This is a genomic window from Paenibacillus sp. cl123 (assembly GCF_900101595.1).
In the GTDB taxonomy this organism is placed as follows: domain Bacteria; phylum Bacillota; class Bacilli; order Paenibacillales; family NBRC-103111; genus Paenibacillus_G.
The window spans coordinates 106,096-129,440 of record NZ_FMYY01000017.1 but is presented as its reverse complement, the minus strand read 5'-3'; the positions used below and the strand labels follow the sequence as shown (position 1 = coordinate 129,440).

The following is a 23,345-nucleotide window of genomic DNA, read 5'->3' as shown; positions in this document are numbered from 1 at the left end:
ATTAATTTCCTCCCTTCTTCTGCTTGTCGGTTGTATAGTCGCGTTTACGAGGCGCGATCAAGGATACGTCAACATCCTCATAGGAGATTTTCGGGCCTTCGGCCGTCCAGGTCGCCTTCGTTGTCTTCATGAATTCATCGTCATTGCGGTCCGGGAACTCCGGCTTGTAGTGCGCGCCGCGGCTTTCGTTGCGGAGCAAAGCGCCCAGCGTCATCGCGTGCGACAGCTCAAGCATGTTCCACAGCTGGCGCGTATAAGCTACGCCCGGGTTGTTGTAACGCGCCGAGTCGTTGATGTTGATGTTTTTGTAGCGCTGCTTGAGCTCATTGATCTTGTCGATCGTCTCCTGCAGCCCTTTGTTGTAGCGGACGACCGTCATCTGGTTGGTCATCCACTCGCCGAGCTCCTTGCCGAGCACATAAGCGTTCTCCGTGCCGTTCATGGAAAGAATGCTGTTGTACTTCTCGGTATGCTGCTTGGCATAACGCTCGAATACGGAGGACGAGATGTCGTCGACATGCTTATCCAGACCTTTGATATATTCGATCGCTTTCGGACCGGCTACCATACCGCCATAGATCGCGGACAGCAGGGAGTTCGCTCCGAGACGGTTCGCTCCATGATATTGGTACTCGCACTCGCCCGCTGCGAAAAGGCCGGGAATATTCGTCATCTGGTTGTAATCGACCCACATGCCGCCCATCGAGTAGTGAACCGCAGGGAAAATCTTCATCGGAATTTTCCGCGGGTCGTCGCCCATGAACTTCTCATAAATCTCGATGATGCCGCCGAGCTTGACGTCCAGCTCCTTCGGATCTTTATGCGACAGGTCGAGGTACACCATGTTCTCGCCGTTGATGCCGAGCTTCTGGTCCACGCATACGCTGAAAATTTCCCGCGTCGCAATATCCCGAGGCACGAGGTTTCCGTAAGCCGGATATTTTTCTTCGAGGAAATACCAAGGCTTGCCGTCCTTGTACGTCCATACCCGTCCGCCTTCGCCGCGCGCCGATTCGCTCATCAGACGCAGCTTGTCGTCGCCGGGAATGGCTGTCGGGTGAATCTGGATGAACTCGCCGTTTGCATAATGAACGCCCTGCTGGTACACGGCGCTTGCCGCCGTTCCGGTGTTGATGACGGAGTTCGTCGTTTTGCCGAAAATGATGCCGGGGCCGCCTGTTGCCAAAATAACGGCATCCGCGCCGAACGTATTCACTTCCATGCTGCGCAAATCTTGTCCGGCAATCCCGCGGCATACGCCGTCGTCGTCCAGAATCGCGCCCAGGAACTCCCAGTGCTCATACTTTTTGACCAGGCCCGCTGTCTCCCAGCGGCGTACTTGCTCGTCCAGCGCATACAGCAGCTGCTGGCCGGTCGTTGCTCCGGCGAACGCCGTACGGGAATGCTTCGTGCCGCCGAAGCGGCGGAAGTCCAGCAAACCTTCCGGCGTACGGTTGAACATAACGCCCATCCGGTCCATCAGATGGATGATGCCGGGCGCGGCTTCGCACATCGCCTTGACCGGCGGCTGGTTCGCGAGAAAGTCGCCGCCGTATACGGTATCGTCAAAGTGCTCCCAGGGAGAATCGCCTTCGCCTTTCGTATTAACGGCGCCGTTGATGCCCCCTTGAGCACAGACAGAGTGAGAACGTTTAACAGGAACCAGAGAGAACAAGTCGACCTGTACTCCGGCTTCTGCTGCCTTGATGGTAGCCATCAAGCCGGCGAGACCTCCACCGACTACAATAACCTTCGAATTCGCCATGATGGTGCCCCCCTTAACCTTTCGTTACTGACGTTACTTGCTGGAATGCCGGGTCGAGGAATGCCGTAAGCGACATAATGAACATAACGGTCATTACGACGAACACGCCGATCCATACGAAGGTCGATACGCGCTGCGCGCGCGGGCCGATCGTAATGCCCCAGCTGACGAGAAAGGACCACATGCCGTTGCTGAAGTGGAACGTAGCGGCGACGACACCGATCACATAAAAGACGAAATAAACCGGATTGGATGCGATCTGATGCATATGCGAGCCGATTTCCATCTGCTCTACGCTGCCGATTGCGATCTGGAACCGGGTTTGGAAGAAATGCCATGCCACAAAAATAAACGTAACGACACCGGTTACGCGCTGCAGGAAAAACATCTGATTGCGGAAATAGCCGTAATTGCTCACATTGTTGCGCGCCGTATAAGCGACGTACAAGCCATAGATCGCGTGGTACGCAAGCGGAATCCAGATACCGAAAATTTCGAGCGCTAAGACGAGCGGCAAGCTATGCAGCCATTCGACGTGCTCAAGAAAGCTTCCTGGTCCGCCCTTCGCCGCCGAATAGTTCGTCAGCAGGTGCTCGATCAGGAAAAACCCGACCGGGATGACACCGAGCAAGGAATGAAGCTTTCGTGAAAAGTACGAGTTTTTGAACATTACCTTTCGTTCCCCCCTATGATTAGGCTAGCCACGGCCTTGGTAAAAACCACTACTCATTGTACTCCCGACGCCTGAGAGCGTCAACCAAAAACGCTACGTCTATTTTCCATGATTCGACAGTCTTTTATACCATTCGCGCTGATCTTTGTGAACGATCCGTGACACTACCATACTACTCCTGTTTCGCTTATAATGGAAGTGCTGATTTCTTATAATCGCTTATAACCTTTATGCATATCATGAGTTTGTCAAGGAGACGGATCACAATGGAGCTGTTCGATATTCTAATTACGGTTGTCCAGCAGCAAAGCCTCAACAAAGCTTCCCAGGTGCTTAATATCTCGCAGCCCGCGCTGTCGCGCAAAATCATGAAGCTGGAGGAGGAGCTCGGCGTGGAGCTGTTCCGGCGCAAGGGCAAGCGGCTGGAGCTGACGCGGGCCGGCGAGATCTGCTACGAATATGCGCTCGATCAGCAGAAGCAGGAGCGCAAGCTGCAGCAGGCGCTCCGCATTTTCCAAACCGATACGAAGCCCGCGAGCCTCATCATCGGCGCCAGTCTGACGACGCTTCAGTCCACGCTGCCGGATCTGATCACCATCTATATCCGCGAGCATCCGCTGACGGACATCAAGGCGCTGACCGGCAAAACCCATGAGATCGTCCCGCTGGTCAAGGAGAAAAAGGTCGATATCGGGCTGGTCGCCTCCAGAATCGACGATCCCGGGCTTGTCTGCCTGCCGCTGTTCGACGATCCGCTCTGCCTTGTATTGCCGGGCAATCATCCGTATGCGGACCGCTCCGACCTGACCGCCGCCGATCTGCACGAGCTGCCGATGATCTTGTTCTCCCGCGGGACGTGGTATCGCGTCCTGATGGATGAGATGTTCCAGCGCTGCAGCGTCCATCCCGATGTGAAGATGGAGATCGACTCCTTCGAGGCGATCATCCGTCTGGCCGCGACCTGCCAGACGGCAACGCTGCTGCCCGAGTCTTATCTGCGTCATACGCTCGTCGAGAACAACGGCCTGATCATGCGCTTCATCCCCGAGCTCGAGCAAACAAAAAGAACGACCTCGCTCCTGTATACGGAGGAAGCCGCTCTGGAGCCGCCGATCCGGCTGTTCATCGATCTGGCGGTCAAACACTGCCGGCAGCGGTAGGCGCCGTTCAATAGGGTGCGGCGGCGCCGCTCGGGCAGCTGCAGCCGATTCTTCAGGACTATGCTAGCGGATAACCGCCTTCTCGAAGTGGTCGATCTGATCGTTCGTCCCGATAACGACCATCACGTCCTTCTCCTCGACGGAATCGGTCGCCGTCGGGGCGATGATGACGCCTTCCTTCTTATTAATAGCGACGATGCTGCAGCCGTACTTGGCTCGCGTATCGAGATCCTTGAGCGTACGTCCGTCCAGGCATCTCGGAACGGTCAACTCGGCAATCGTGTATTCGCTCGACAGCTCGATATAGTCGAGCAAATTCGGAGATACGAGCTGATGCGCCACCCGGATGCCCATATCTCGTTCGGGGAAAATGATGCGATCGACGCCGATCTTGTTCAGCACCTTGCCATGCAGCTCGGACAACGCCTTGGCTACGACCATTTTGACGCCGATATCCTTGAGCAGGATAGTCGTCAAAATACTGGACTGGATATCGTCGCCGATCGCCACAATCACACAGTCGAAGTTGCGCAGACCGAGCGACCGAATCACCTCTTCATCCGTCGAATCCGCGACGACGACATGCGTCAGCTCCTCGCTCATCGCTTCCACGGCCTCTTCGTCCTTATCGATGCCCATAACCTCATAGCCCAGCTTGATCAGTTCCTTGGCGAGACTTGAGCCGAACCGGCCCAGTCCGATCACTGCGTATTGACTGCGTTTCATCCTGTTTCTCTTCCCCTATCCGATGGTGATTTTTCCTTCCGGGTATCTGTACAGCTCTTTCTCCGCTTTGGGACCGAGCGCGTAAGCAAGCGTCAGCAGTCCGAGACGGCCGGCAAACATGGTGAACATGATCATAATCTTCCCGAACACGGACAGGTCGGGCGTGAGCCCCATACTGAGACCGACTGTGCCGAATGCGGATGTAACCTCGAAGAGAATCATCAGGAAGCTGTGGTCTTCTGTCGTCGATAGCAGCATCGTGACGGCAATGACGAGGAACAGAGCCAGCATCGTCAGGGTGATCGCCTTCAGGATACGGTCTTTACCCAGCCGGTTGCGGAACAAGACGATATCTTCCTTGCCGCGGATCATAGCTGCCATCGCGCCTGCCAGCACGGTGAAGGTGGTCGTCTTCACCCCGCCCCCCGTCGAGCCGGGAGACGCTCCGATAAACATCAGGATAATGATGAAAAATTGGGTCGCCTGCCGCAAGCCCGCGATATCGACGCTGTTCGCTCCGGCGGTGCGCGGCGATACGGACTGGAAGAAGGCGGCGAGCAGCTTGCCGTCCCATCCGAGCGGCCCCAGCGTTCTCGCGTTGGAGTACTCGAAGCTATAGATGACGACAGCCCCGATCACAATCAGGAGGCCGCTGGCCGACAGCACGACCTTGGAGTGAAGGGACAACCGTTTCCTCTCCCTGTACTCGAGCAGATCGGACAAGACAACGAAGCCGATTCCCCCCAGCACGATAAGCGCCATCGATACTATGCTGATAAGAGCGTCATCCGCATAAGCCGTCAAGCCGGAGAAGGGGCCGGTGATCGGGCCGAACAGATCGAAGCCCGCATTGTTGAAAAACGATACCGCATGAAACAGGCCGTAGCCGATTCCTCTGGCCCATCCCAGATCGAACGACCAGCGGATCGCAAACAGGACAGCGGCTGTCAGCTCGATCGTCAAGGAATAGAAGAGGACCTTGCGGATCAGACGCACGATGCCTTCCATGCTCCCTTGATTCATCGCCTCCTGCAAAATAAGCCGTTCCTTCAGGGAAATCCGCTTCTTCAGCACCAGCGCGAACAAAGTGGACATCGTCATGAAGCCAAGCCCGCCGACCTGGATCATCAGCGCAATGACGATCTTGCCTAACAGCGACCAATGAATGCCCGTATCGACGACGACAAGCCCCGTTACGCAAGTGGCTGAAGTTGCCGTGAACAGCGCATCGATAAACGGTGTCGGAAGACCATCCGCCGACGAGAAGGGCAGCATGAGCAGTACGGTTCCGAGCATAATAATCGCTGCAAAACCGAGCACGAGAATACGCGGCGGCGTCAGCTCGAATTTTTTAAGGACTGAACCACGCTGTTTCATCTTGGACGGCCACCCCGATCACCATTTGTGAACAACAAAAAAAGCACGGGAAACCCAGTGCCATGCGTACAAGGTTCCTGCAATAAGCCTACGAGGTTAGCTGACGGATTCGGATGTACAGGCACCCTATCCATGCGGCCGCAGCCGGACATGGAATTCACCCCTATGTTTCATGGTTCCCCCGCTTTCGATCCAACATTCGAAATTCGGCTTTTTATTCAATTGATATGAATTATAGACTGGTTTGGACGGAAGTACAAAGCTGTTTTTGGCGGTTTTGTGCGAGTAAACGAACATCCGGGCAAATGTAAGCGGACCCATAGACCCGGCGCTCGCGCTCGCTTGTTTTTTCCGTCTCTTACGCATGTTATCATGTTATTAACCGGAAGCATGGATATGAAACCGGGCGAATACACTACAAGAGCAGGACAACTAGGCAAAAAAGGCAATAGGAAACCCATGAACGACGTACGGCCAATGTATTCTAATCGGACAAGGAGTGCGCTATGACCACTTTCAAGCACCGCCCCCCTCTGCTGCTCGCTATCATCGGCCTCCTGCTTTACTTCGGGCTGTCTTACGCCGCTCCGCTGTTTAACAAGCCGGTATCCGAAGAGGAGCACAAGCTGGCCTCTCCCGCGATCACCAAGCGCGAAGCCGCCGATACCGCAGAAGCGTTCATCCGCAGCCGCTTCGGCCTGTCCGGCGGGCAGACCGCCGATACGCTGCTCCAGTCCGCCACCGCCCGCAGCGGCTATTTGCAGCAGGCCGGGCTGGATGAGCAGTACCGCCAAACGTATGCGGCCCGCTTCCCGATCGATTACTACGAGGTCGAGATCCGCGACGGCGCGTCGACGTACTACGTCGGCATCAATTATACGAACCGCAGCGTGCTGAGCTTCTCGTCCCACAAATCGCCGGCCGCCAAGACGGACGTTTTGCCTGCCCAAGACATGGCCCCCGAAGCAGCGGCCGAGCGGACGCTGCGGGAGATGGGCTTTGACCCGGCGGCATTTACCGTCCGCAGCGGCGTCAGCGCCGAAGGCGCCGCCGAGCTTGTCTACGTCAGCAAAACCGAGAGGATCGGCGAAGCTGTGCTGGAGCTGCGGCTGCGGACAGCCGGCGGACAGGTGACGGCCTTCCGGCCGACCTTTCCGCCTCCGGACAGCTTTATCCGCTGGCGGGAGGCCCAGGACGAGCGCTCCGGGCTGATGACCCGCATCAGCATGCTGGCGTCGCTGGCGATGGCGTTCTCCGCACTCGTGATCGTGCTGCGAAACCGCCGCCAGATCGACTTTGCCCGCGGGGCTCTGCTGTCTCTCGTTTTCCTGGCCGTGTATGTGCTGAACAACTACAACATGCTGCCAGCCTTCCGTACGATGCACGGCAGCGGCCCCTCGGAGCCCGGAGCCATCGTTTATTTGTGGATCAACAATGTGTACGTGACGCTGATGGCGATCTGCACCTATTTCGCTTTGTTGGCGGGCGGCAGACTGATGCAAAGCCACGGCGTTCGTCCGTGGCCGCTATGGCGGGACGAAGACTTCGGCAGTCAGGCGAAGCAGTCCATGAAGGACGGCTACATCATCGGCCTGTTCATTCTAGGCATCCAGCAGCTGCTGTTCCTGGGCGCCTCCGCGCTGTTCGACGTCTGGGCCGTCAATGATCCGACTGACTCGATCCACAACATGCTGCATCCGGAATGGTTCCCTCTGCTCGCCTGGTCGGCAGCCATCTCGGAGGAAGCCATCTACCGGCTGCTGGGCGTGTCACTGATGCTGCGGCTGACGCGCAGCCCGTTTATTTCCGTGCTGGTTCCCAGCATCATCTGGGCCATGAGCCATACGCAGTATCCGATCTATCCCGTTTATACGCGGTTAATCGAGGTAACCGTCATCGGCATCATCTTCGGTTATGCCTTCCTGCGATACGGCTTCCTGACCGCCGTCTTCGCCCATGCGGCGATGGACAGCATCCTGATGGGACTTTCCTTGCTCTACGACGGCAACAATATGCAGGCCGTCGCAGGCGTCGCCTACTTTCTGGTCCCTGCCGCAGCCGGCTGGCTTCTCTATGCCGCTCATGGCAAGTTCAGGCGCCGTCCGCCGGCGCTTGCGCCTCCGCCCTTCCCGAAATGAGCTGCTGCGGCTTGCCTTTCATCTCATCCCGTTCTCCCCGGCTTCCTATTCCGCGGGCGATATCTCCGGGGCGGCCGCAGGCCCGTCCCCGGACAGCTCGTGCCCGGAGAACCCCGGATCGGGATCGACTTCCGCCTCCGCCTCTCCGGCCTCCGCTTCCCCTGTGCCGTTCAGCGAGTTCAAAATATGAAGTGCCAGCTTCTCACCGATGCCCAGCGCCTTGAAATCCGCGATCTGGGCTTCTTTGATTTTCTTCAGCGAGCCGAAATGCTTGAGCAGCGCCTTCCGCCGCTTCTCCCCGATCCCCGTGATGGAATCAAGCGTCGAAACGGTCATCGACTTGGCCCGCGTCTCGCGGTGGAACGTGATCGCGAAGCGGTGGACCTCATCCTGGATGCGCTGCAGCAGGTAAAATTCCTGGCTGTCCCGCGGCAGAGGGACCGGCTCGGCCGGGTCGCCGATCAGCAGCTGAGCCGTCTTATGCTTGGCGTCCTTGACGAGTCCGCAGACGGGGAGATGAAGGCCCAGCTCGTTCTCCAGCACGTCGATAGCCGCTGCCAGATGGCCCCTCCCGCCGTCGATGACGATGAGATCCGGCAGCTGCAGACCTTCCTTCAACACGCGCTCGTACCGTCTGCGAACAACCTCGCGCATCGTCTCGTAATCGTCCGGCCCCTGCACGGTCTTGATTTTATACTTGCGGTATTCCTTGCGGTCCGGCTTGCCGTCCGTGAAGACGACCATTGCGGACACCGGGTCCGAGCCTTGAATATTGGAGTTGTCGAACGCTTCGATCCGGTGGATCGTGCCGGTTCCCAGATAACTTCCGAGATTCTCGACCGCCTTGATCGTCCGCTCCGCATCCCGCTCGATCAGCTTGAACTTCTCCTCCAGCGCAACCCGGGCGTTGTCTCCGGCCATCTCCACCATATTTTTCTTAAGACCCCGGCGCGGCATATGGACGCGCACCTTCAGCCAGCTTTCGAGCGCTTCCTTCACATCCGACTTCGCTTCGGTTAATCCACCGTCATCGGCGGCCTCCAACTCGTCGGTGCGCTCAGCCGCAGCCGAAGCGGCCTCACCCGCGGCAACAAGCAGCTCGCTGCCGCCGGTTTCCCCGGCAGCTTCCGCTTCCGCGAGCAGCATCGCGTCTGACGCTTCTTCTCCGGCGGCCTCCCGCTCGGAAAAAACCGCCCCGTCATTCGGACGGTTCACGGCGGACTCCCCCGTCCCCGTCTCCGCTCCTGCTTCCGGATCGGCTGCCCCGCCGGCGCTCACCGGCAGGAAAATCTCCTTCGGCAGCGCCGGATTGTCGCTGTAATACTGGGTGACAAACGAGATAAAATCGTCATACGCCTGCCCGTAATAAGGAAACATCGTGGCGTGGCGTTCGATCAGCTTGCCTTGGCGCATATACAAGATCTGCACGCACATCCAGCCTTTGTCGACGGCGAAGCCGAACACGTCGCGGTCCATTTTATCCGTCGTCGTAATCTTCTGCTTCTCCATCACGGCGTCGATATGCATGATCTGATCGCGCATTTCCTTGGCTCGCTCGAAGTTCAGCTCCGCCGCCGCCTCTTCCATCTTCCGCTTCAGGTCGTCCTTGATCTCGTCATGACCGCCGTTCAGAAACCGGGCGATCTCACCGACCATCTTGTCATAGGTTTCCTGCTCAATCTCGTATTCACAGGGCGCTATGCACTGCCCGAGATGGTAGTACAGGCATACTTTGTCCGGCAATGTATTGCATTTGCGCAGCGGATACAGCCGATCCAGCAGCTTCTTGGTCTCCTGGGCCGCATAAGCGTTCGGATACGGTCCGAAGTACTTGCCTTTATCCTTCAGCACACGCCTCGTCACCTCAAGCTTCGGGTGCACTTCATGCGTAATTTTGATATATGGAAAGGATTTGTCGTCCTTCAGCAGCACGTTATAGCGGGGCACATACTTCTTGATCAGATTGCACTCCAGAATGAGCGCTTCCATATTGCTTGCCGTCACGATATATTCGAAGTCCACGATTTCGTTGACCAGCAGCTGCGTCTTGATCGTATGGCTGCCGGTAAAGTAGGTCCTCAGCCGGTTGCGCAGCACCTTCGCCTTGCCCACATAGATGATCGTGCCCTCTTTATTCTTCATCAGATAACAGCCGGGCAGCTCCGGGACCAGCGACAGCTTCGTCTTGATCGCTTCCCGAATCTTTCTGCGTTCCTCCAGATTCCATTCTTCCTTCGAGACAGTCATCCTTCTCTTCCCCTCTTCCCCAAAAGGTACCTCCCCCGGGTCTAACTTATTTACTCAGACTCTTCAAATGTTCCAGACAGCGGAAGGTCCACAAGCTTGCATCCCTGCATCTATCCCCTTTGAGCCCCGAACTCGAATAAATCTCTTTGATCTCCGCAAGATCGATATTTAAGCGTATAAGCTCTGATGGCTTAGTCTCTTTAGCTATATCGCCAACCACGTCAAAATAAGTCCCTATGGGCCCAAACTCGGAGCTGTAAAGTTCGATGTTGTTTACTGCCGCAGATGATAACTCCGCAGAATCTTCATGAAACAAACTTCTCCCATTATCATACAGCGGATAAAAAGTAACGGTATCCCCGAAAACCTTCAAAGCCATGTTGCTTAAATGACGGTCTGTTTGTCTGGTCACGAAATCCAGCAAAATCATCTTTTCTATATTTTTTCGAAATTGCGGGAATTTCTTGATCAGGTCCTGATATAAGTCCCCTGTCAGATCTTTCTCGGAAACCGCGGATCGAACATGAACGATAAACTCTTCAGCAAAATTGTATTCAAATTTCGAAAAGCTTTTTAAGTGACTGCCATCCTCCACAAACTGTGCCGGGCAGCAATCCACACCCAGTACGTTAGACAATCGGTAAACCGCTACTTCAGATTCCACGTCCGTACTTGATGTATGGAGTCTTTGCTTCAGTACGCCATAATCGCCGTTAACTACCGCATATCGCTTGATATTTACCCCTTCGGGAGAATTCAGATTGGAATTGCCCTCCAGATCATGCTTTAACATAAATACCGACTTGAATATTTCAGGCAGCACGGATAGAAAAGTTTCATCCTCATTGGACAACCACAACAGATCTTTAGAATTAAAAGCCCGGGTTTGCAGAGCCAGCCGGAATACGTTATAGGTTGTCATCCCTGCTCGGAGCAATATTTTATCTATATCTCTTCTATTGGCGCTTGGGATACGTTCCGATAAAAACATTTTGAATTGCTCCGAGTTCCACGTCCCTCCCTCAGGCACCATTATATGCAGCCCGGCAGGGACATCCAGCTTGCTTATATCACGGAAAACTACCGTGTAATCCGATTTGACATCTGCAACAACTTCATCCTGCCACTTCAAATATTTGGGAGGAACGGGCAACGGGTTTACAGTTATCGACCCAAACAAATCCGCGGCGCTCATCATGCCATCAACCATCAGCTTTCACCTCATCGATCATCCAAAATTGCAGCAGCCATGATCAGCTCTCGATGCAAACAAAAAAAGCTCTTTCTCAGCATAGCAGAAAAAGAGCTTTTTCTCACCTGTCTGCCGTCCGGCAGAGCTGTTATTGATGGCGGCTGATGACGTTCTTCAGCGCATCCTTCGATTGGAAGCCGACAATCTTGTCCACCGGCTGGCCGTCCTTGAAAACGATCAGCGTCGGGATGCTCATCACGCCGAAGCGGGACGCGGATTCCGGATTGTCATCCACATTTACCTTGGCGATTTTGACATTGTCGCCAATCTCCTTGTCCAGCTCCTCGAGGACAGGAGCGATCATTTTGCAAGGGCCGCACCAAGGAGCCCAGAAATCTACAAGAACCGTACCGGAACCTTCCACTTCACCGGTAAAAGATTGATCATTCACATTAACGATAGCCATACTGCAGCACTCCTCTCAAGCGGGATAATTGCAACATGTAAAGTATACCACAATGAACCGAGTTTTCAACCGAGGCAAAGTTTGCACAATTGTCACTTCCGATCCTTTACAACAATCCGCGAAGTTGGGTATACTAGCCCTATACGCTTACGATAAGCTGCCTGACGTGTGCGGCCAGCACGGTCTGCTCGGCTAACGCAAGAGCAAGCTGCCGCTGCACGAAGCGATAAGGAGGAACTGAAATGAGCAACGATCCGAGACACCCGGAACTGCATGTGTACGAGGAACAACGCAATGACTTTATCGATGTGGCCCTGGGCTTCGGCGTTTTCTTCGTCGTCTTGCTCGTCATCGCAGTTGCCGCAACGGTTATCTCACTGGTCGTGAAGTAGACCAGCCTGCGAGCCGCTTTAACCAGAAAGACCACCCGGATTAGCCGAAGCCGGGTGGTCTTTCTTTTTGCGTTTACCGCCTCCGGGCGGAGCCGGGCTGTTCCTTACAAAGCTTACTCGCTAAGCGCCCATATGCCCCGCTTCAGAGATTTTACGCGCGCCGCTCCCGCCCCGAGCCCCGTTTGTTGAAGCCGTTGACTTCCACCACCTGCACGAACGGGCGAATGCGGTCCATAATGCGCCGGCCCTTGAATTCCTCGTCTCCGTCCTTGCTGGTGAAGCTGAAGTGCTTCTCCAGCGCATCAAGATCATGATTCGACGTAAAAAACGTCGGCTTGCGGTTCATCCGGTAGTTCAAGATGGCGCCCATCACGTGATCCCGGAGCCACGGATTCAAATTCTCCGCGCCGATATCGTCGAAAATGAGCAGATCGGTTTCCTTCAGCACGTCGATCGTTTCCTTCAGCTTCATCGGGTCCTGGAACATCGACTTCAAGTCCTCCGCGAAGTCCGGCATATATACGATCGCCCCGGTATACCCGTCCTTGGCCAGCTCATAGAGCAGGTAGCACATCAGGAACGTCTTGCCCGTACCCAGATGCCCGCTCAAATACATGCCATCCGTCGGCAAGCCCTCCTCGCGCACCTTCAGGATGAAATCCATCACCTGCATGACGGCTTCCTCCCGCTCCTGGTCCTTGTCCAGAATCTCGAGCGAGGAATAACCTTGCGACAGCGCCCGCTCGTCCACATAGAAGCTGCGGATGCGGCTGCGGACCGCGTCCTGGGTCGATTGGGCGATGAATTTCTTGCAGGCGACCTTATGATCGTACACCCTTGTCCAATCATCCCCCGGCTCGACCCTCAGCAGCGTGTAGTGGCCCTCCATGTCGTTGGGGCACTGGTCCAGGCCCGGACAGTTCGAGCAGTTGCGGTGTTCTCTTACGTATTGGTGGAGCTTGTTCAAATTCAGCTTGATGGTATGCCCATCCAGCTCCGGATGCTTCTGCCGCAGTCTTACGATCAGCGGATCGGCCGCAATCTCCCGCGCCTTCTCCTCCGCCTGCTGCAGCAGCTTGCGGCCGGGTATCCCGCCGCGCAGCAGCTCTCCTAACGATTCCATCGCCATCTCTGGCAGCACCTCCCCATGAAGCACTCATTGCTCTGCGCCAGCTTCGCTCAGCGCTTGTCTGCCTGTCTATGTTGTCATGCGCAGCGCGTCCGTCCGGCAAGTACTCATGAGCTGAGCTTGACGAACCTCAGGCCTTGCCGTCCAGCAGCAGCGCCTTGCGGCGCAGCTCTTCCCGCTCCGCATCCGTCAGCGTCCTGGCAGGCTTTGCCCCGCCCTGCACTACGGGGATCAGCGGCTTCTGGCGTGCTCCGCTCCGTCCCCTGCCGGCTGCGGACGAGCTTCCCTTGCCACTGAAGGCAGGCTTGGTCTCGCGCGCTTTCTTCTCGCTGTACGCCATCTGCTCGCGCACATAATGGACGGCCTGCTCGAAGGAGCCGACCTGCTTGCCCAGCATATCGGTGACGATCGCCTCCATGTACTTTTTGGACCAGGAGCGCTTCGTTATATAAATAAAATGGATAAGGACGTTAATGACTTCTTCACGTAACCCGTAATTGAGCTCTACCCGGGACAAGGTATCGAGCAGTCCGTCAGGCACCGTGCCGCGCGAGAAAATTTTCTCCAGCAGGAACGTGTACGGCTCATTGCGCAAAATATAATTATACTGATGCTGGTTGCACTCTCCCTGGAACAAATCCGGCACATCCAGGTAGTATGCCATCTCCACAGGCTTGTCCTTGCTCTGGCCGTCCTCGTCCTCCGGCTTTCTGACGCCCGCTTCCGGCTCAAGCTTGCCAGGCAGCTTCGCCATCCATCTTACGCGGTCCTCGCTGCGCTTCTTGTCCTGGCGAAACACCTGGTTGGCGCGGTGCTGGAGCAGCTCAAGCACGAGCTGTCCGCCTTCCTCGAAGACACCGTCCTCATCAAGCAGCTTGCACACATCCGTCAGATAAAGCCCGTACTTTTTGGCCACATAATTGATCGTAGCCAGCTGCTCGGGCTCGTACTTCAAGCTCTCCACATACTCGCGGTTTACCGAGTCATGAGGGAAGCGCATGATAATTTCCGCGTAGGAGAAGCCTTTGTTCACCACTTCCGGCTTGCGCTCGTTCACCACGGCAGCCGCCGATTCGAAAAAGGCCTGCTCCAGCTCCGGATCGACCTCTGCGCTCAGCCGGAACAGCTCATAGAAGGGCATCGACAAATTTTCCGTATTGGCATGCTTCAGTTCATCCGCTACCGGCACAATCAGCTCGTCTCTCAGCGCAAATAAAGCGTATTTGCCGACCTTATCCCGCAGCAGCAAGGTCAGATGATGATTTTTGAAAAACTCTCCCGGCGTAAGCGGCTCAAATAATTCGTATTCGTAGACGTAGTCCTCGGACGCCGCGGCGAACCGCCGCGAAGTGCGCAGCAAGCCGACCGCTTCCAGCTTGGATGTCTGCTCGATAAGCCATTTGCGGCCCCGTTCGCCGGACTCCAGCTCCATGGCCAGAAACAGCAGCCGCTGCTGCTCGATTTCCGAGCAGCCGGTCTTGTCGCTCGGCAGCTGGTGGTACAGCGTATAGTACAAACTGATCGCATAAGCGCCGACCATCGGCTGGTACATCGCCGTCAGCATCTTGTAATCCAGACTGCTGAGGGCAAAATCCCGCACGACAACAAAACGGTGATACTCCGAAAAGTGAAGCATATTGGTAATTCTCAAAGCAGTCCCAACCCCATCCGTATTACCAAGTGTTAATCTCCATTTTACCACAGCAATCGACAGCGGAGTAGAAGCAAAATAACCCCAAGCGAGGATAAGCGGCTTACAGCGTCTTTAGCTGTGCGTTTGCGAAGAAATCGAACAATCTGAGATGTGTGCAAAGCTTATCCTCAAGGAGGGTCAGGCGCATGCGGCCAGCCCGAGCCGGCGGACTTCCCGTGCACCGCAAAGAAGGCTGCGCCGTAGCTGGCGAGCCCTCTTCATGTTGCCGTATCGCCGGGCAAGCTTCGAAGCTTGCGGCTGCTCTCTAGAACATCTTGTAGCCTTTCGAGCGCAGCGACTTGATAGTCGATCCGCTAAGCACGGCGCCGATCAGCCCGCCGATCGCAGGCACATAGTCGAAGATCGAATATTCGGCGATGTTTTGCCCTAGCGACCCGGTGCCCCATCCCCAATAAATGACCAGGCCGATCACAAGCGCAATATATCCGTATATAGGGAACCAGGTTGTCTTCATCAGCATGTTCAGGATAAATCCGAGTCCGAAGAACAGCACGAACAGCAGCACGGTTACGATGATCAATTGCAGCAACGCAAGCAACTCCTTTTGGCATTCTCTCTCTTCCTATTATAATCAATTCCTGCAACCCGTAAAGTCAGCCCCTCCTTCAGGTTGTGAACACTTTGTCACCGTTTCTCACGGATTCGCCACATATTTGCCCTGATGGGCTTCTTTAGCTACAATGAAACAAGTTAAAAAAACAGATAGCCAAAGGAGAGTTAAGTCCATGAGTGAAGCCGTACATACGCTGGAGGGCTGGTACAGCCTGCATGATTTCCGCGCGATCGATTGGAATGCCTGGAGAAGTTTGAGCGCTCAGGAACGGGGCCGCGCTGAGGACGAGCTGCTGACCTTGCTCAAGCAGTATCAGTCGACCGAAGACCAGAAGCAGGGCAGCACCGCCTTCTACTCCGTAGTCGGCCAGAAGGCCGACTTCGTGTTCATGCACCTGCGCGAAACGCTGGAGGAGCTGAGTGAGCTCGAAACTGCCTTCAACAAAACCTTGCTTGCCCAAGTAACCATTCCTACGTATTCTTACGTATCGGTCGTCGAGCTCGGAGGATATATGGCCAAGCCGGGTACCGACCCTATGCAGGACCCTGATATCGTCGCCCGTCTGAAGCCGATTCTGCCGAAGGCAAAGCATATCTGCTTCTACCCGATGAACAAGCGCCGCGAGGGCAATGACAACTGGTACATGCTCAGCGTCGACGAGCGCCGCAGCTTCATGCGCGGACACGGAACGATCGGACGCACCTATGCAGGCAAAGTCAAGCAAATTATCGGCGGCTCCATCGGCCTCGACGATTGGGAATGGGGCGTCACGCTGTTCGCTGACGATCCGCTGCAATTCAAGAAAATCGTCACCGAGATGCGGTTCGACGAAACAAGCGCGCGCTTCGGCGATTTCGGCGACTTCTACGTCGGCAATCTGCTAGACGCGGACAAGACGGCCAGTCTGCTCAAGCTGTAACCCCTGAAGCGGCCGGCTCTCCATAACCCGCGTATTTTTCTGTCCGGCAGGCAGGAAAATGCGCGGGTTATTTTGCATTTTACCGGGCGGAATACGTTAAGATAACTGCGATTTTTTCATTCGTTGAGCCGAACTGAGCCATCAGCAAACATCCATTTAAGGTTCATGAGAATTCTAAGAAAAAAGCCCTGCTGACCGGCTCTGACGCCGATCCGCAAGGCTTCCTAATTTCTATCGATTCCTGTCGGTTCAATCCTCATCTTCCTCAGCCAGCTTAGCCAGCTCCTGCTCCAGCGCTTTGCGCCGCAAATACTCCTCCGTATCGCGGTCGCGCTGGCGCGACTTCTCCTTCAAACGCTCGATGGCCGGCAGGATTAGAATATCGATCTCCTTCTGCACCGGCGCAACCAGATCGTAGCGCTTCTGCTCCTCCAGGAAGTGGCCGACCTCGATCAAGGCGTTATACCTGTCGAGCTCTTCGCGGGTCAGCAGCCCACGAACCTGAACGCTGCAATGACGCATAGGCTAGAAGCGGCCTTTCTTCAGCACGAGCGGAATGCCGCCGATGGTGTACAAATACCGGACATCGATAATTTTCTTCATCACCGCTGCCACACCGCCCTTGATCTTCCGCGAGCCGACGATCCCGATCGCTTCCCCGCGACCAAGCGAGGCAACCGTGCCCTTCGGCTTGTATTCAAACTTCTTCAGATCCGAATTGCGGATCTGGGCAACGAGGTTATGCGCACAGACATCGGCCTGCTGCATCGAAATTTGAGCGGTCGGCGGATAAGGACGGCCTTCCGGATTCATCACGATGGAGCAATCGCCGAGCACATAGATATTCTCATGACCCGGGATGCGTAGCGTATCGTCAACCTTGATGCGGCCGCGCATCGTCTCGAAGCCCGCTTCATCAAGCATATGATTGCCGCGAATGCCGCCCGTCCAGATGACGGTAGCAGACTTGATCTCTTCGCCAGTAGCGAGCACGACCCCATCCGGGGTGCATTCCTTGATCGCCGTAGCGATCTTGAACGTGACTCCCTTGTTTTTCAGCACATTCATCGCGTATTCGACCAGCTCCGGATCAAAGCCCGGCAGCGCGGTCGGAGCCGCCTCGATATTGTAAATCTGCACTTGGGACGCGTCCACGTCAAATTCCTTGCACAGCTCCGGAATACGATCGGCCAGCTCGCCGACGAATTCGATCCCGGTGAAGCCGGCTCCGCCGACTACGAAGGTCAAATAATCCGAACGCGAAGGCTCGCGCTTGAACTTGGCGAACTGGTATTCGATATGCTCGCGGATAAACCGGACGCTGTTGATGGAGCGAATATTCATCGCATGCTCCTTCAAACCCGGAATGCCGAATGTCTCCGGCTCTCCCCCGAGCCCGATCACCAGGTAATCATAGGACAGCGTGCCTTCCTCCAGAATAACCTTCTTCTCCTGGGGACGAATCTGGACGACCGTCGATTTGACGAAATCGATCTTGAATTCATCGATCAGCTTCAGAATGTTGACGCGCGCGTTCTCCGGATTGTCCGTCCCCGCCGCAGGCATATGCAGATGCGTAGTGATGTAATGATAATCATGTTTATTAACCAGCGTGACATCCGCTTCGTTATAGTTAAGCTCTTTCTGCAATCGGATTGCCGTTACAATACCGCCGTAGCCAGCACCCAAAATGACAATTCTCGGTATTCGACTCATGCTCTATCCCTTCCATCCGTAGGTAGTTTTTCTATATATTTTTTGTAGGTTGTTCCAAAATTCTTTGTGAAATTTTACACAATCTATATCAAAATAAGTGTTTGCCCCAAAGCTACCCGTACACATAGATTTCAGATGAATTGAGCTGGATCTTAACAAGAACAGTCCGCCGAGCCGATTGGCGAGCCAATGATCGGCTTATGAATATTTCTGCTTATTATGGGCAATCTACACGGAAAATATGTGTGTACAGAACTAACCAAGTCTTATGAAATGATATAATGTTACGTGTGAAATAGCAAGTGTTATTTTGATTACAATGGATAACGGGAATGTTACAAAGCTTGGCCAAGTAACGGGTTATTTGAAAAAATTATGAACGCCATTAATAATTTTAATTGATAATTATTCTCTTCCATATTTCCATGAGAAGGGCCTACGTTTATAATAGAGTGGATTCATACCAGTACCGGAGGTGCTTCATTTTCATGAGTAACGAAATTGTAGACATTATTGTCATTGGCGGAGGGCCTGCCGGGATGTTCGCGTCGTTCTACGGCGGGATGCGCCAGGCTTCTGTCAAGCTGATCGAAAGCATGCCGCAGCTCGGCGGGCAGCTGGCCGCGCTCTATCCGGAGAAATACATCTATGATGTCGCCGGCTTCCCCAAAGTTACCGCTCAAGAGCTCGTCAACAATCTGGATGCCCAGATGAAGCATTTTACAGGGATCAACATTTGCCTGGAAGAAAAGGTGCTGCGTGTAGAGAAGAAGGACGAGCGGCTATTTGAAATTACGACGGATAAAGGCGTGCATCAGTCCAGAGCCGTCATCATCACCGGGGGCGTAGGAGCATTCGAGCCAAGAAGGCTGGAGCTGCCGGAAGCCGCCAAGTATGAGAAAAAGAACCTGCACTACTTCGTTAGCGACCTGCATAAATTCAAAAACCAGAAGGTGCTGATCAGCGGCGGCGGCGATTCCGCAGTCGATTGGGCGTTGATGCTGGAGCCGATCGCCGAGCAGGTTACGCTGATCCACCGCCGGGACAAGTTCCGTGCGCATGAGCATAGCGTCGAGAACTTGATGAAGTCCAAAGTAAACGTGCTGACCCCCAAAGAAATCGTCTCGCTGCACGGAACGGACAACATCTCCTCCGTCGTGCTGAGCGACATCAAGTCGGGCGAGCAAACGATCGTCGACGTGGACGCCGTCATCGTCAACTTCGGCTTCGTATCCTCCCTCGGTCCGATCGGCGAGTGGGGCTTGCAGATCGAGAACGGCTCTATCGTCGTTGACTCGCGCATGGAGACGAACATCCCCGGTATTTTCGCCGCCGGCGACATTACGACCTATCCCGGCAAGCTCAAGCTGATCGCCGTAGGCTTCGGCGAAGCTCCGACCGCCATAAACAATGCGAAGGTTTACATTGACCCTTCGGCGAAGCTGTCCCCGGGCCATAGCTCGAACATGAAGCTGTAGGTTCCGAACACCGCGCCATCCGTGCGGCCCTCCTCTGTTGCGGAAGGCTTCCGAAGAAAAAACCTCCGTCGGGCTCCCATGCTTTTGGTGCGTGGGAGGAATGGATATGCGGTTTCAGCCGCTCTTGAAGTCGTGTCCAACGGGGATTTATTTGTGGTTAGGACACGACTTTAAAGGCGCAGCTTTCGCTTTTCACCCGACATCCCTCCCATTTCCGCTACTTCTTGCTTCAGTAAAAAAAGACATCCGCTTGGAGCTTACCAAGACAGATGTCTTTTTTCAATGGCTGCTTTTTCTCCAAAACGGCTTCAGCACCACGATTATCGTCACCCAGTTCCTGCAGGAACGTCAATGATCGGCATAGGCCGGCGGCCGACCGGGGGGTTACCCATTGAATTCGGTCGTTTTCATGCGCCTAGACTTAAGCTCGCTTTACTTTCGGAGATAAAAAAAAGCGCAAGTCAACTGACCTGCGCATCATCCTGTCTAAAATAGTTCAAGTCAAGCTGACGCCGATGGATCTCTTCCAGCAGTAATTCGACAAATTCTTCTTCAAGCTTCAAGTCCAGGGCTTTAAAGTAGGATTCCACCAAAATCTCATTGCTGATTAGCTTCATGGCCATCACCTTGCTTCTCTTTAAAGTAAAGTTATATTACCATGTATGGAAATCTAGAACAAGCGTTCTGTTATCCACATCCAACTGTGTACAAGCTGTGGGTATGATGTTGATAAGAAGGGTAAGACGGGGCTTTATACGGTAGGATATGTGGACAAAGTTATACACATGCTGGCGGGCGGGCATTTCAATAAAAAAATTTAATCACCATTAGCCCTTCCTTTTCATCCGAGTGGAGTCATTTTTCTCATCTTTTTATTTTCACATCCCCTTTTATCGCGAGCTTTCGTTCACCATGGCACTTTGCGCAACGCTCTACTTCGCCGTCATCATCTACAACGTCATCCAAGGCATCAGGGTACTATTGAATAAATAGTACCCTGACTGGCGCCGATTCGTCCGAACCACCCTGCAACCGCTTGCATATAATGCTTCAAGGGCTCGGACTCCAACCGCTGCCGCCCCTACTGCTCGTGCAGAAAGGATGGTGTGAGATCGGATGTCCTTATACAATGGCTTAACCGCTTGCCTCGGCCTGCTGCTTGCATCCGCCCCCTGGTGGACGGGCACAAGCGGCCATGAGCCGGCCGTATGGACCGGAATAACGCTCGGCTTTCTTCAGCTTTTCGCTTCCTTAAGCGCACGCGGACAGTCGGGCTGGTCATCGGCGCCGCATTGGGTATCCCTGCTTTGCGGCGTAGCCTTCCTGATTTTCCCGTTTGCCTTCCATCTGGCTTGGCCTGTGGCAATCCTGTATATCGCCGGCGGCTATGCAACCGTGCTCCTCAACTACGCCTCGATGAATCGGTCAACTCCGTCGCCATAAACCATCATCGTTCCCAGAGCTGCAGCCCCCGTCCATCCGGCGCGGGCTGTTTCGCCTGTCCGCAGGAGACGCGATGGAACCCTGACCGCCCTCCATGCTCTTTCACGCTCGCGGCGAAAGCGGCGCATGCCAAAAAGCCCTTCATCCCGGCATGCGTTAGCGGCACACCCGAATGAAGGGCCGTATTCGTGATTCGTACAACGATGATTCGATTAATCCTCGCAAGGCTGCGCCAGCACCGCATCCTCTTCCTTCGTCCGGAACGATTGACCGCAGCCGCAGGATGCCACTGCGTTCGGATTCTGGATCGTGAAGCCTCCGCCAATTCCCGTGTCCTGGAAATCAATCTCGACGCCGTACAAATACTTGGAGCTTTCCTCGTCCACAACGACCTTCAGTCCATGGATCTCCATAACCTTGTCGCCTTCCTGCTCGTTGTCGTCAAAACCCATGCCATAGGAAAAGCCGCTGCAGCCGCCGGACTTCACGCCGATGCGAAGAAACAGATTTTCCGCTTCCTCCGCCTGAAGCATTTGTTTGATTTTATCGCTAGCCGTCTCGCTGATCGTAATCATAGAAACTCAGCCTCCCTTGCGTCCAAGTTAAAGTCAATCCAAGCCGTTCTATATAAAAGTATACTCCTTTACGACCGACACCTCAAGGGAATTGGCATGATCTGCTTTTTCTCTGCTTGTCGATGTAGTAAAAGCGAAGCAGCAGCAAGTCCAGCTGCTCGCTGCAGCGATGAACCTCAGGATGCATCAGTCCGAGCTCCACCCCCAAACGAACCATCCGTTCGCGGGTATGTTCTATTTCAAGCGTCAACGTAATATGCAGGTCAGCCAAATTGTCCGTCAAGCCACCTTACACCGCCTATCCAACAAATACCGTCTCTCCTTGCCAACAAAAAAGAAGTATACTAGATTTCGGCTGCGAAGAAAATAGATAATCTGAAATATTGCCCCGTTGGGACATGAGGTTTATAATAAGATGTATTGCTCGTACGTATGCACGGCATAGACAGGATTTATAGGTAGACCGTTTTAACTAGATTGGTAAGCAAGATTTTGACGAATGCGCCCATGAGCCAACCGCCCATGGGCGCGTATCCAGTTTACGGAGGTGGACCGAAGTGAGCACCGCAATCAGCAACGAACAGCTGCGTATGGCGGCTATCGCCGAAAAGGTAGAGCATGGCGAGCGCCTCTCCTTGGAGGACGGCGTATTTCTCTACGAATCCGATGACCTGCTGACAATCGGTCAGTTGGCCAATAAAGTGAACCTGCGCAAAAACGGCAAGAAGGTGTACTTTGTCGACAACATGAGCTTGTATTTCACCAATGTGTGCGAAGAGCATTGCGCTTTCTGCCACTTCCGCCGCGATGAAGGCGAGGAGGGCGCTTATACGCTGACTCCGGAGCAAATGTTCGATTATATCGACAAACATTACCACCCGGGCATGCGGGAATTTCATATCACAGGCGGGCATAACGCGGGCGTGCCTTTCCAATACTATGTAGACTGCATTCGCGGTTTGAAGCAGCGTTACCCGAATGTGACCATCAAGGCGCATACGGCGGCCGAGATCGAATTTTTCTCCAGGTTAAGCGGCAAAAGCTACAAGGAAGTGCTGCAAGAGCTGATCGACGCCGGACTCGGCACGATGCCCGGCGGAGGCGCGGAGATTTTGTCGGAGCGCTACCGCAAGAAAATGCGTCTTGTGGATAAAGCATCCGCCGACGAATGGCTGGACGTTCACCGGACCGCGCATCAGCTCGGCATGAAAACCCATGCGACGATGCTCTTCGGTTCCATCGAGACGTACGAGGAGCGGATTCGTCATTTGATGTATTTGCGCGAGCTGCAGGATGAGACCGGCGGCTTTATGGTTTTCATCCCCAATGCCGTCCAGCCGGCCAGCGTAGATGCCGGTCTGAAGCGGCGGGTATCCGCTTATGACAATCTGCGGACGATTGCCATCAGCCGCCTTATGCTGGACAACATTCAGCATGTGAAGGCGTATTTCATCAACTTGGGCACCCAACTGACCCAGATCGCGTTTGCTTTCGGCGCTTCGGACGCTCATGGCACGATTATTCAAGAACGCATCAGCCATGCAGCCGGGGCCACGTCCCCCGAAGGTTTGACCCGGGACGAGCTTGTACACTTGATCAAGGGAGCCGGTCGCATCCCGGTGGAGCGGGATACTTTCTACAACGAGATCAAGGTTTACGAATAAGCATGTGAGAAAGGGTTT

At 54.6% G+C, this 23,345-nt stretch carries 23 protein-coding genes and 1 riboswitch; of the genes, 8 read left to right on the top strand and 15 right to left on the bottom strand.

The features are described 5' to 3' along the window. Position 1: 1 nt before the first annotated feature. Both sdhA and BLR08_RS22400 read right to left on the bottom strand, forming a co-directional pair. The gene (sdhA, locus tag BLR08_RS22405) at positions 2-1,765 is read right to left on the bottom strand and encodes a succinate dehydrogenase flavoprotein subunit (protein ID WP_072335063.1); all 1,764 of its coding nucleotides are present in this window, start codon (positions 1,763-1,765) and stop codon (positions 2-4) included. A 13-nt stretch (positions 1,766-1,778) separates the two neighbouring features. Further along, complete coding sequence (locus BLR08_RS22400) at positions 1,779-2,435, bottom strand: succinate dehydrogenase cytochrome b558 subunit (RefSeq protein ID WP_072335060.1); 657 nt, start codon at positions 2,433-2,435, stop codon at positions 1,779-1,781. 269 nt (positions 2,436-2,704) lie between these two features. Here BLR08_RS22400 and BLR08_RS22395 point away from each other — a divergent pair, with 269 nt between their 5' ends. Then, the gene (locus BLR08_RS22395; protein WP_072335057.1) at positions 2,705-3,598 is read left to right on the top strand and encodes a LysR family transcriptional regulator; all 894 of its coding nucleotides are present in this window, start codon (positions 2,705-2,707) and stop codon (positions 3,596-3,598) included. Positions 3,599-3,661: 63 nt separating this feature from the next. On the opposite strand, the gene BLR08_RS22390 is transcribed toward BLR08_RS22395, so the two are convergent. After that, entirely contained in the window at positions 3,662-4,324 is a 663-nt protein-coding gene (locus tag BLR08_RS22390) for a potassium channel family protein (protein ID WP_072335054.1), read from the bottom strand. 15 nt (positions 4,325-4,339) lie between these two features. Further along, a complete protein-coding gene (locus BLR08_RS22385; protein WP_072335051.1) occupies positions 4,340-5,701 on the bottom strand; it encodes a TrkH family potassium uptake protein in 1,362 nt (453 codons plus the stop codon). Between the two features lie 71 nt (positions 5,702-5,772). Beyond that, a riboswitch (cyclic di-AMP (ydaO/yuaA leader) is annotated at positions 5,773-5,923 on the bottom strand. A 284-nt stretch (positions 5,924-6,207) separates the two neighbouring features. Between BLR08_RS22385 and BLR08_RS22380 the strand changes: the two genes are divergently transcribed. Then, positions 6,208-7,839, top strand: a complete 1,632-nt coding sequence (locus BLR08_RS22380; protein WP_072335048.1) for a CPBP family intramembrane glutamic endopeptidase — start codon at positions 6,208-6,210, stop codon at positions 7,837-7,839. A 45-nt stretch (positions 7,840-7,884) separates the two neighbouring features. Here the strand turns inward: BLR08_RS22380 and uvrC are convergent, their stop codons facing one another. From uvrC to trxA, 3 genes are all read right to left on the bottom strand, one after another. Beyond that, positions 7,885-10,086: an excinuclease ABC subunit UvrC gene (uvrC, locus tag BLR08_RS22375; RefSeq protein WP_083537411.1), complete on the bottom strand. Its 2,202-nt coding sequence runs from the start codon at positions 10,084-10,086 to the stop codon at positions 7,885-7,887. A gap of 46 nt (positions 10,087-10,132) precedes the next feature. After that, positions 10,133-11,296, bottom strand: coding sequence for a protein kinase family protein (locus BLR08_RS22370; protein ID WP_072335045.1), 1,164 nt, complete (start codon positions 11,294-11,296; stop codon positions 10,133-10,135). A gap of 130 nt (positions 11,297-11,426) precedes the next feature. After that, positions 11,427-11,744: a thioredoxin gene (trxA, locus tag BLR08_RS22365; protein WP_072335042.1), complete on the bottom strand. Its 318-nt coding sequence runs from the start codon at positions 11,742-11,744 to the stop codon at positions 11,427-11,429. 242 nt (positions 11,745-11,986) lie between these two features. Here trxA and BLR08_RS22360 point away from each other — a divergent pair, with 242 nt between their 5' ends. Beyond that, on the top strand, positions 11,987-12,136 hold the full coding sequence (locus BLR08_RS22360) for a YqzM family protein (RefSeq protein WP_090586438.1): 150 nt from the start codon (positions 11,987-11,989) through the stop codon (positions 12,134-12,136). Positions 12,137-12,287: 151 nt separating this feature from the next. Here the strand turns inward: BLR08_RS22360 and dnaI are convergent, their stop codons facing one another. From dnaI to BLR08_RS22345, 3 genes are all read right to left on the bottom strand, one after another. After that, positions 12,288-13,259 carry a primosomal protein DnaI gene (dnaI, locus tag BLR08_RS22355; protein WP_072335135.1) on the bottom strand — a complete coding sequence of 324 codons (972 nt, stop codon included), beginning with the start codon at positions 13,257-13,259 and terminating at the stop codon, positions 12,288-12,290. A 136-nt stretch (positions 13,260-13,395) separates the two neighbouring features. Continuing rightward, positions 13,396-14,916, bottom strand: coding sequence for a replication initiation and membrane attachment family protein (locus BLR08_RS22350; protein ID WP_072335039.1), 1,521 nt, complete (start codon positions 14,914-14,916; stop codon positions 13,396-13,398). Positions 14,917-15,223: 307 nt separating this feature from the next. Beyond that, the gene (locus BLR08_RS22345) at positions 15,224-15,508 is read right to left on the bottom strand and encodes a YuiB family protein (protein ID WP_176835580.1); all 285 of its coding nucleotides are present in this window, start codon (positions 15,506-15,508) and stop codon (positions 15,224-15,226) included. Positions 15,509-15,704: 196 nt separating this feature from the next. On the opposite strand from BLR08_RS22345, the gene hemQ reads away from it, so the two are divergent. Then, positions 15,705-16,451, top strand: coding sequence for a hydrogen peroxide-dependent heme synthase (gene hemQ / locus BLR08_RS22340; protein ID WP_072335033.1), 747 nt, complete (start codon positions 15,705-15,707; stop codon positions 16,449-16,451). Positions 16,452-16,700: 249 nt separating this feature from the next. Here the strand turns inward: hemQ and BLR08_RS22335 are convergent, their stop codons facing one another. Both BLR08_RS22335 and BLR08_RS22330 read right to left on the bottom strand, forming a co-directional pair. Continuing rightward, positions 16,701-16,973 (bottom strand): hypothetical protein, encoded by a 273-nt coding sequence (locus tag BLR08_RS22335; RefSeq protein ID WP_072335030.1) that lies wholly within the window; start codon positions 16,971-16,973, stop codon positions 16,701-16,703. 3 nt (positions 16,974-16,976) lie between these two features. Continuing rightward, positions 16,977-18,167 (bottom strand): NAD(P)/FAD-dependent oxidoreductase, encoded by a 1,191-nt coding sequence (locus tag BLR08_RS22330; protein WP_072335027.1) that lies wholly within the window; start codon positions 18,165-18,167, stop codon positions 16,977-16,979. A gap of 488 nt (positions 18,168-18,655) precedes the next feature. Here BLR08_RS22330 and BLR08_RS22325 point away from each other — a divergent pair, with 488 nt between their 5' ends. Together BLR08_RS22325 and BLR08_RS22320 are read left to right on the top strand one after the other, a co-directional pair. After that, a complete protein-coding gene (locus tag BLR08_RS22325) occupies positions 18,656-19,645 on the top strand; it encodes an NAD(P)/FAD-dependent oxidoreductase (protein ID WP_072335024.1) in 990 nt (329 codons plus the stop codon). A 106-nt stretch (positions 19,646-19,751) separates the two neighbouring features. After that, a complete protein-coding gene (locus BLR08_RS22320; RefSeq protein ID WP_072335022.1) occupies positions 19,752-20,000 on the top strand; it encodes a hypothetical protein in 249 nt (82 codons plus the stop codon). A 106-nt stretch (positions 20,001-20,106) separates the two neighbouring features. Here BLR08_RS22320 and sda read toward each other — a convergent pair whose 3' ends face one another. Continuing rightward, the gene (sda, locus tag BLR08_RS22315) at positions 20,107-20,268 is read right to left on the bottom strand and encodes a sporulation histidine kinase inhibitor Sda (protein WP_371117602.1); all 162 of its coding nucleotides are present in this window, start codon (positions 20,266-20,268) and stop codon (positions 20,107-20,109) included. Between the two features lie 493 nt (positions 20,269-20,761). On the opposite strand from sda, the gene BLR08_RS22310 reads away from it, so the two are divergent. Then, positions 20,762-21,088, top strand: coding sequence for an SPW repeat domain-containing protein (locus tag BLR08_RS22310; protein WP_072335019.1), 327 nt, complete (start codon positions 20,762-20,764; stop codon positions 21,086-21,088). A gap of 212 nt (positions 21,089-21,300) precedes the next feature. Here BLR08_RS22310 and BLR08_RS22305 read toward each other — a convergent pair whose 3' ends face one another. Both BLR08_RS22305 and BLR08_RS22300 read right to left on the bottom strand, forming a co-directional pair. Continuing rightward, on the bottom strand, positions 21,301-21,663 hold the full coding sequence (locus BLR08_RS22305) for a HesB/IscA family protein (RefSeq protein WP_072335016.1): 363 nt from the start codon (positions 21,661-21,663) through the stop codon (positions 21,301-21,303). Between the two features lie 82 nt (positions 21,664-21,745). Further along, a complete protein-coding gene (locus tag BLR08_RS22300; protein WP_072335013.1) occupies positions 21,746-21,946 on the bottom strand; it encodes an aspartyl-phosphate phosphatase Spo0E family protein in 201 nt (66 codons plus the stop codon). 307 nt (positions 21,947-22,253) lie between these two features. On the opposite strand from BLR08_RS22300, the gene mqnE reads away from it, so the two are divergent. Continuing rightward, the gene (mqnE, locus tag BLR08_RS22295) at positions 22,254-23,327 is read left to right on the top strand and encodes an aminofutalosine synthase MqnE (protein WP_371117609.1); all 1,074 of its coding nucleotides are present in this window, start codon (positions 22,254-22,256) and stop codon (positions 23,325-23,327) included. Positions 23,328-23,345 lie beyond the last annotated feature (18 nt).

Coding starts and splice junctions, on each gene's coding strand:
- mqnE (WP_371117609.1), top strand. CDS start 22,254: ATGGCGGCTATCGCCGAAAAGGTAGAGCATGGCGAGCGCCTCTCCTTG.
- uvrC (WP_083537411.1), bottom strand. CDS start 10,086: ATGACTGTCTCGAAGGAAGAATGGAATCTGGAGGAACGCAGAAAGATT.
- BLR08_RS22400 (WP_072335060.1), bottom strand. CDS start 2,435: ATGTTCAAAAACTCGTACTTTTCACGAAAGCTTCATTCCTTGCTCGGT.
- sda (WP_371117602.1), bottom strand. CDS start 20,268: ATGGCCATGAAGCTAATCAGCAATGAGATTTTGGTGGAATCCTACTTT.
- trxA (WP_072335042.1), bottom strand. CDS start 11,744: ATGGCTATCGTTAATGTGAATGATCAATCTTTTACCGGTGAAGTGGAA.
- sdhA (WP_072335063.1), bottom strand. CDS start 1,765: ATGGCGAATTCGAAGGTTATTGTAGTCGGTGGAGGTCTCGCCGGCTTG.
- BLR08_RS22395 (WP_072335057.1), top strand. CDS start 2,705: ATGGAGCTGTTCGATATTCTAATTACGGTTGTCCAGCAGCAAAGCCTC.
- BLR08_RS22360 (WP_090586438.1), top strand. CDS start 11,987: ATGAGCAACGATCCGAGACACCCGGAACTGCATGTGTACGAGGAACAA.
- BLR08_RS22390 (WP_072335054.1), bottom strand. CDS start 4,324: ATGAAACGCAGTCAATACGCAGTGATCGGACTGGGCCGGTTCGGCTCA.
- BLR08_RS22320 (WP_072335022.1), top strand. CDS start 19,752: ATGCGGTTTCAGCCGCTCTTGAAGTCGTGTCCAACGGGGATTTATTTG.
- BLR08_RS22335 (WP_072335030.1), bottom strand. CDS start 16,973: ATGCGTCATTGCAGCGTTCAGGTTCGTGGGCTGCTGACCCGCGAAGAG.
- BLR08_RS22325 (WP_072335024.1), top strand. CDS start 18,656: ATGAGTAACGAAATTGTAGACATTATTGTCATTGGCGGAGGGCCTGCC.
- dnaI (WP_072335135.1), bottom strand. CDS start 13,259: ATGGAATCGTTAGGAGAGCTGCTGCGCGGCGGGATACCCGGCCGCAAG.
- BLR08_RS22380 (WP_072335048.1), top strand. CDS start 6,208: ATGACCACTTTCAAGCACCGCCCCCCTCTGCTGCTCGCTATCATCGGC.
- BLR08_RS22385 (WP_072335051.1), bottom strand. CDS start 5,701: ATGAAACAGCGTGGTTCAGTCCTTAAAAAATTCGAGCTGACGCCGCCG.
- hemQ (WP_072335033.1), top strand. CDS start 15,705: ATGAGTGAAGCCGTACATACGCTGGAGGGCTGGTACAGCCTGCATGAT.
- BLR08_RS22305 (WP_072335016.1), bottom strand. CDS start 21,663: ATGATTACGATCAGCGAGACGGCTAGCGATAAAATCAAACAAATGCTT.
- BLR08_RS22330 (WP_072335027.1), bottom strand. CDS start 18,167: ATGAGTCGAATACCGAGAATTGTCATTTTGGGTGCTGGCTACGGCGGT.
- BLR08_RS22310 (WP_072335019.1), top strand. CDS start 20,762: ATGTCCTTATACAATGGCTTAACCGCTTGCCTCGGCCTGCTGCTTGCA.
- BLR08_RS22370 (WP_072335045.1), bottom strand. CDS start 11,296: ATGGTTGATGGCATGATGAGCGCCGCGGATTTGTTTGGGTCGATAACT.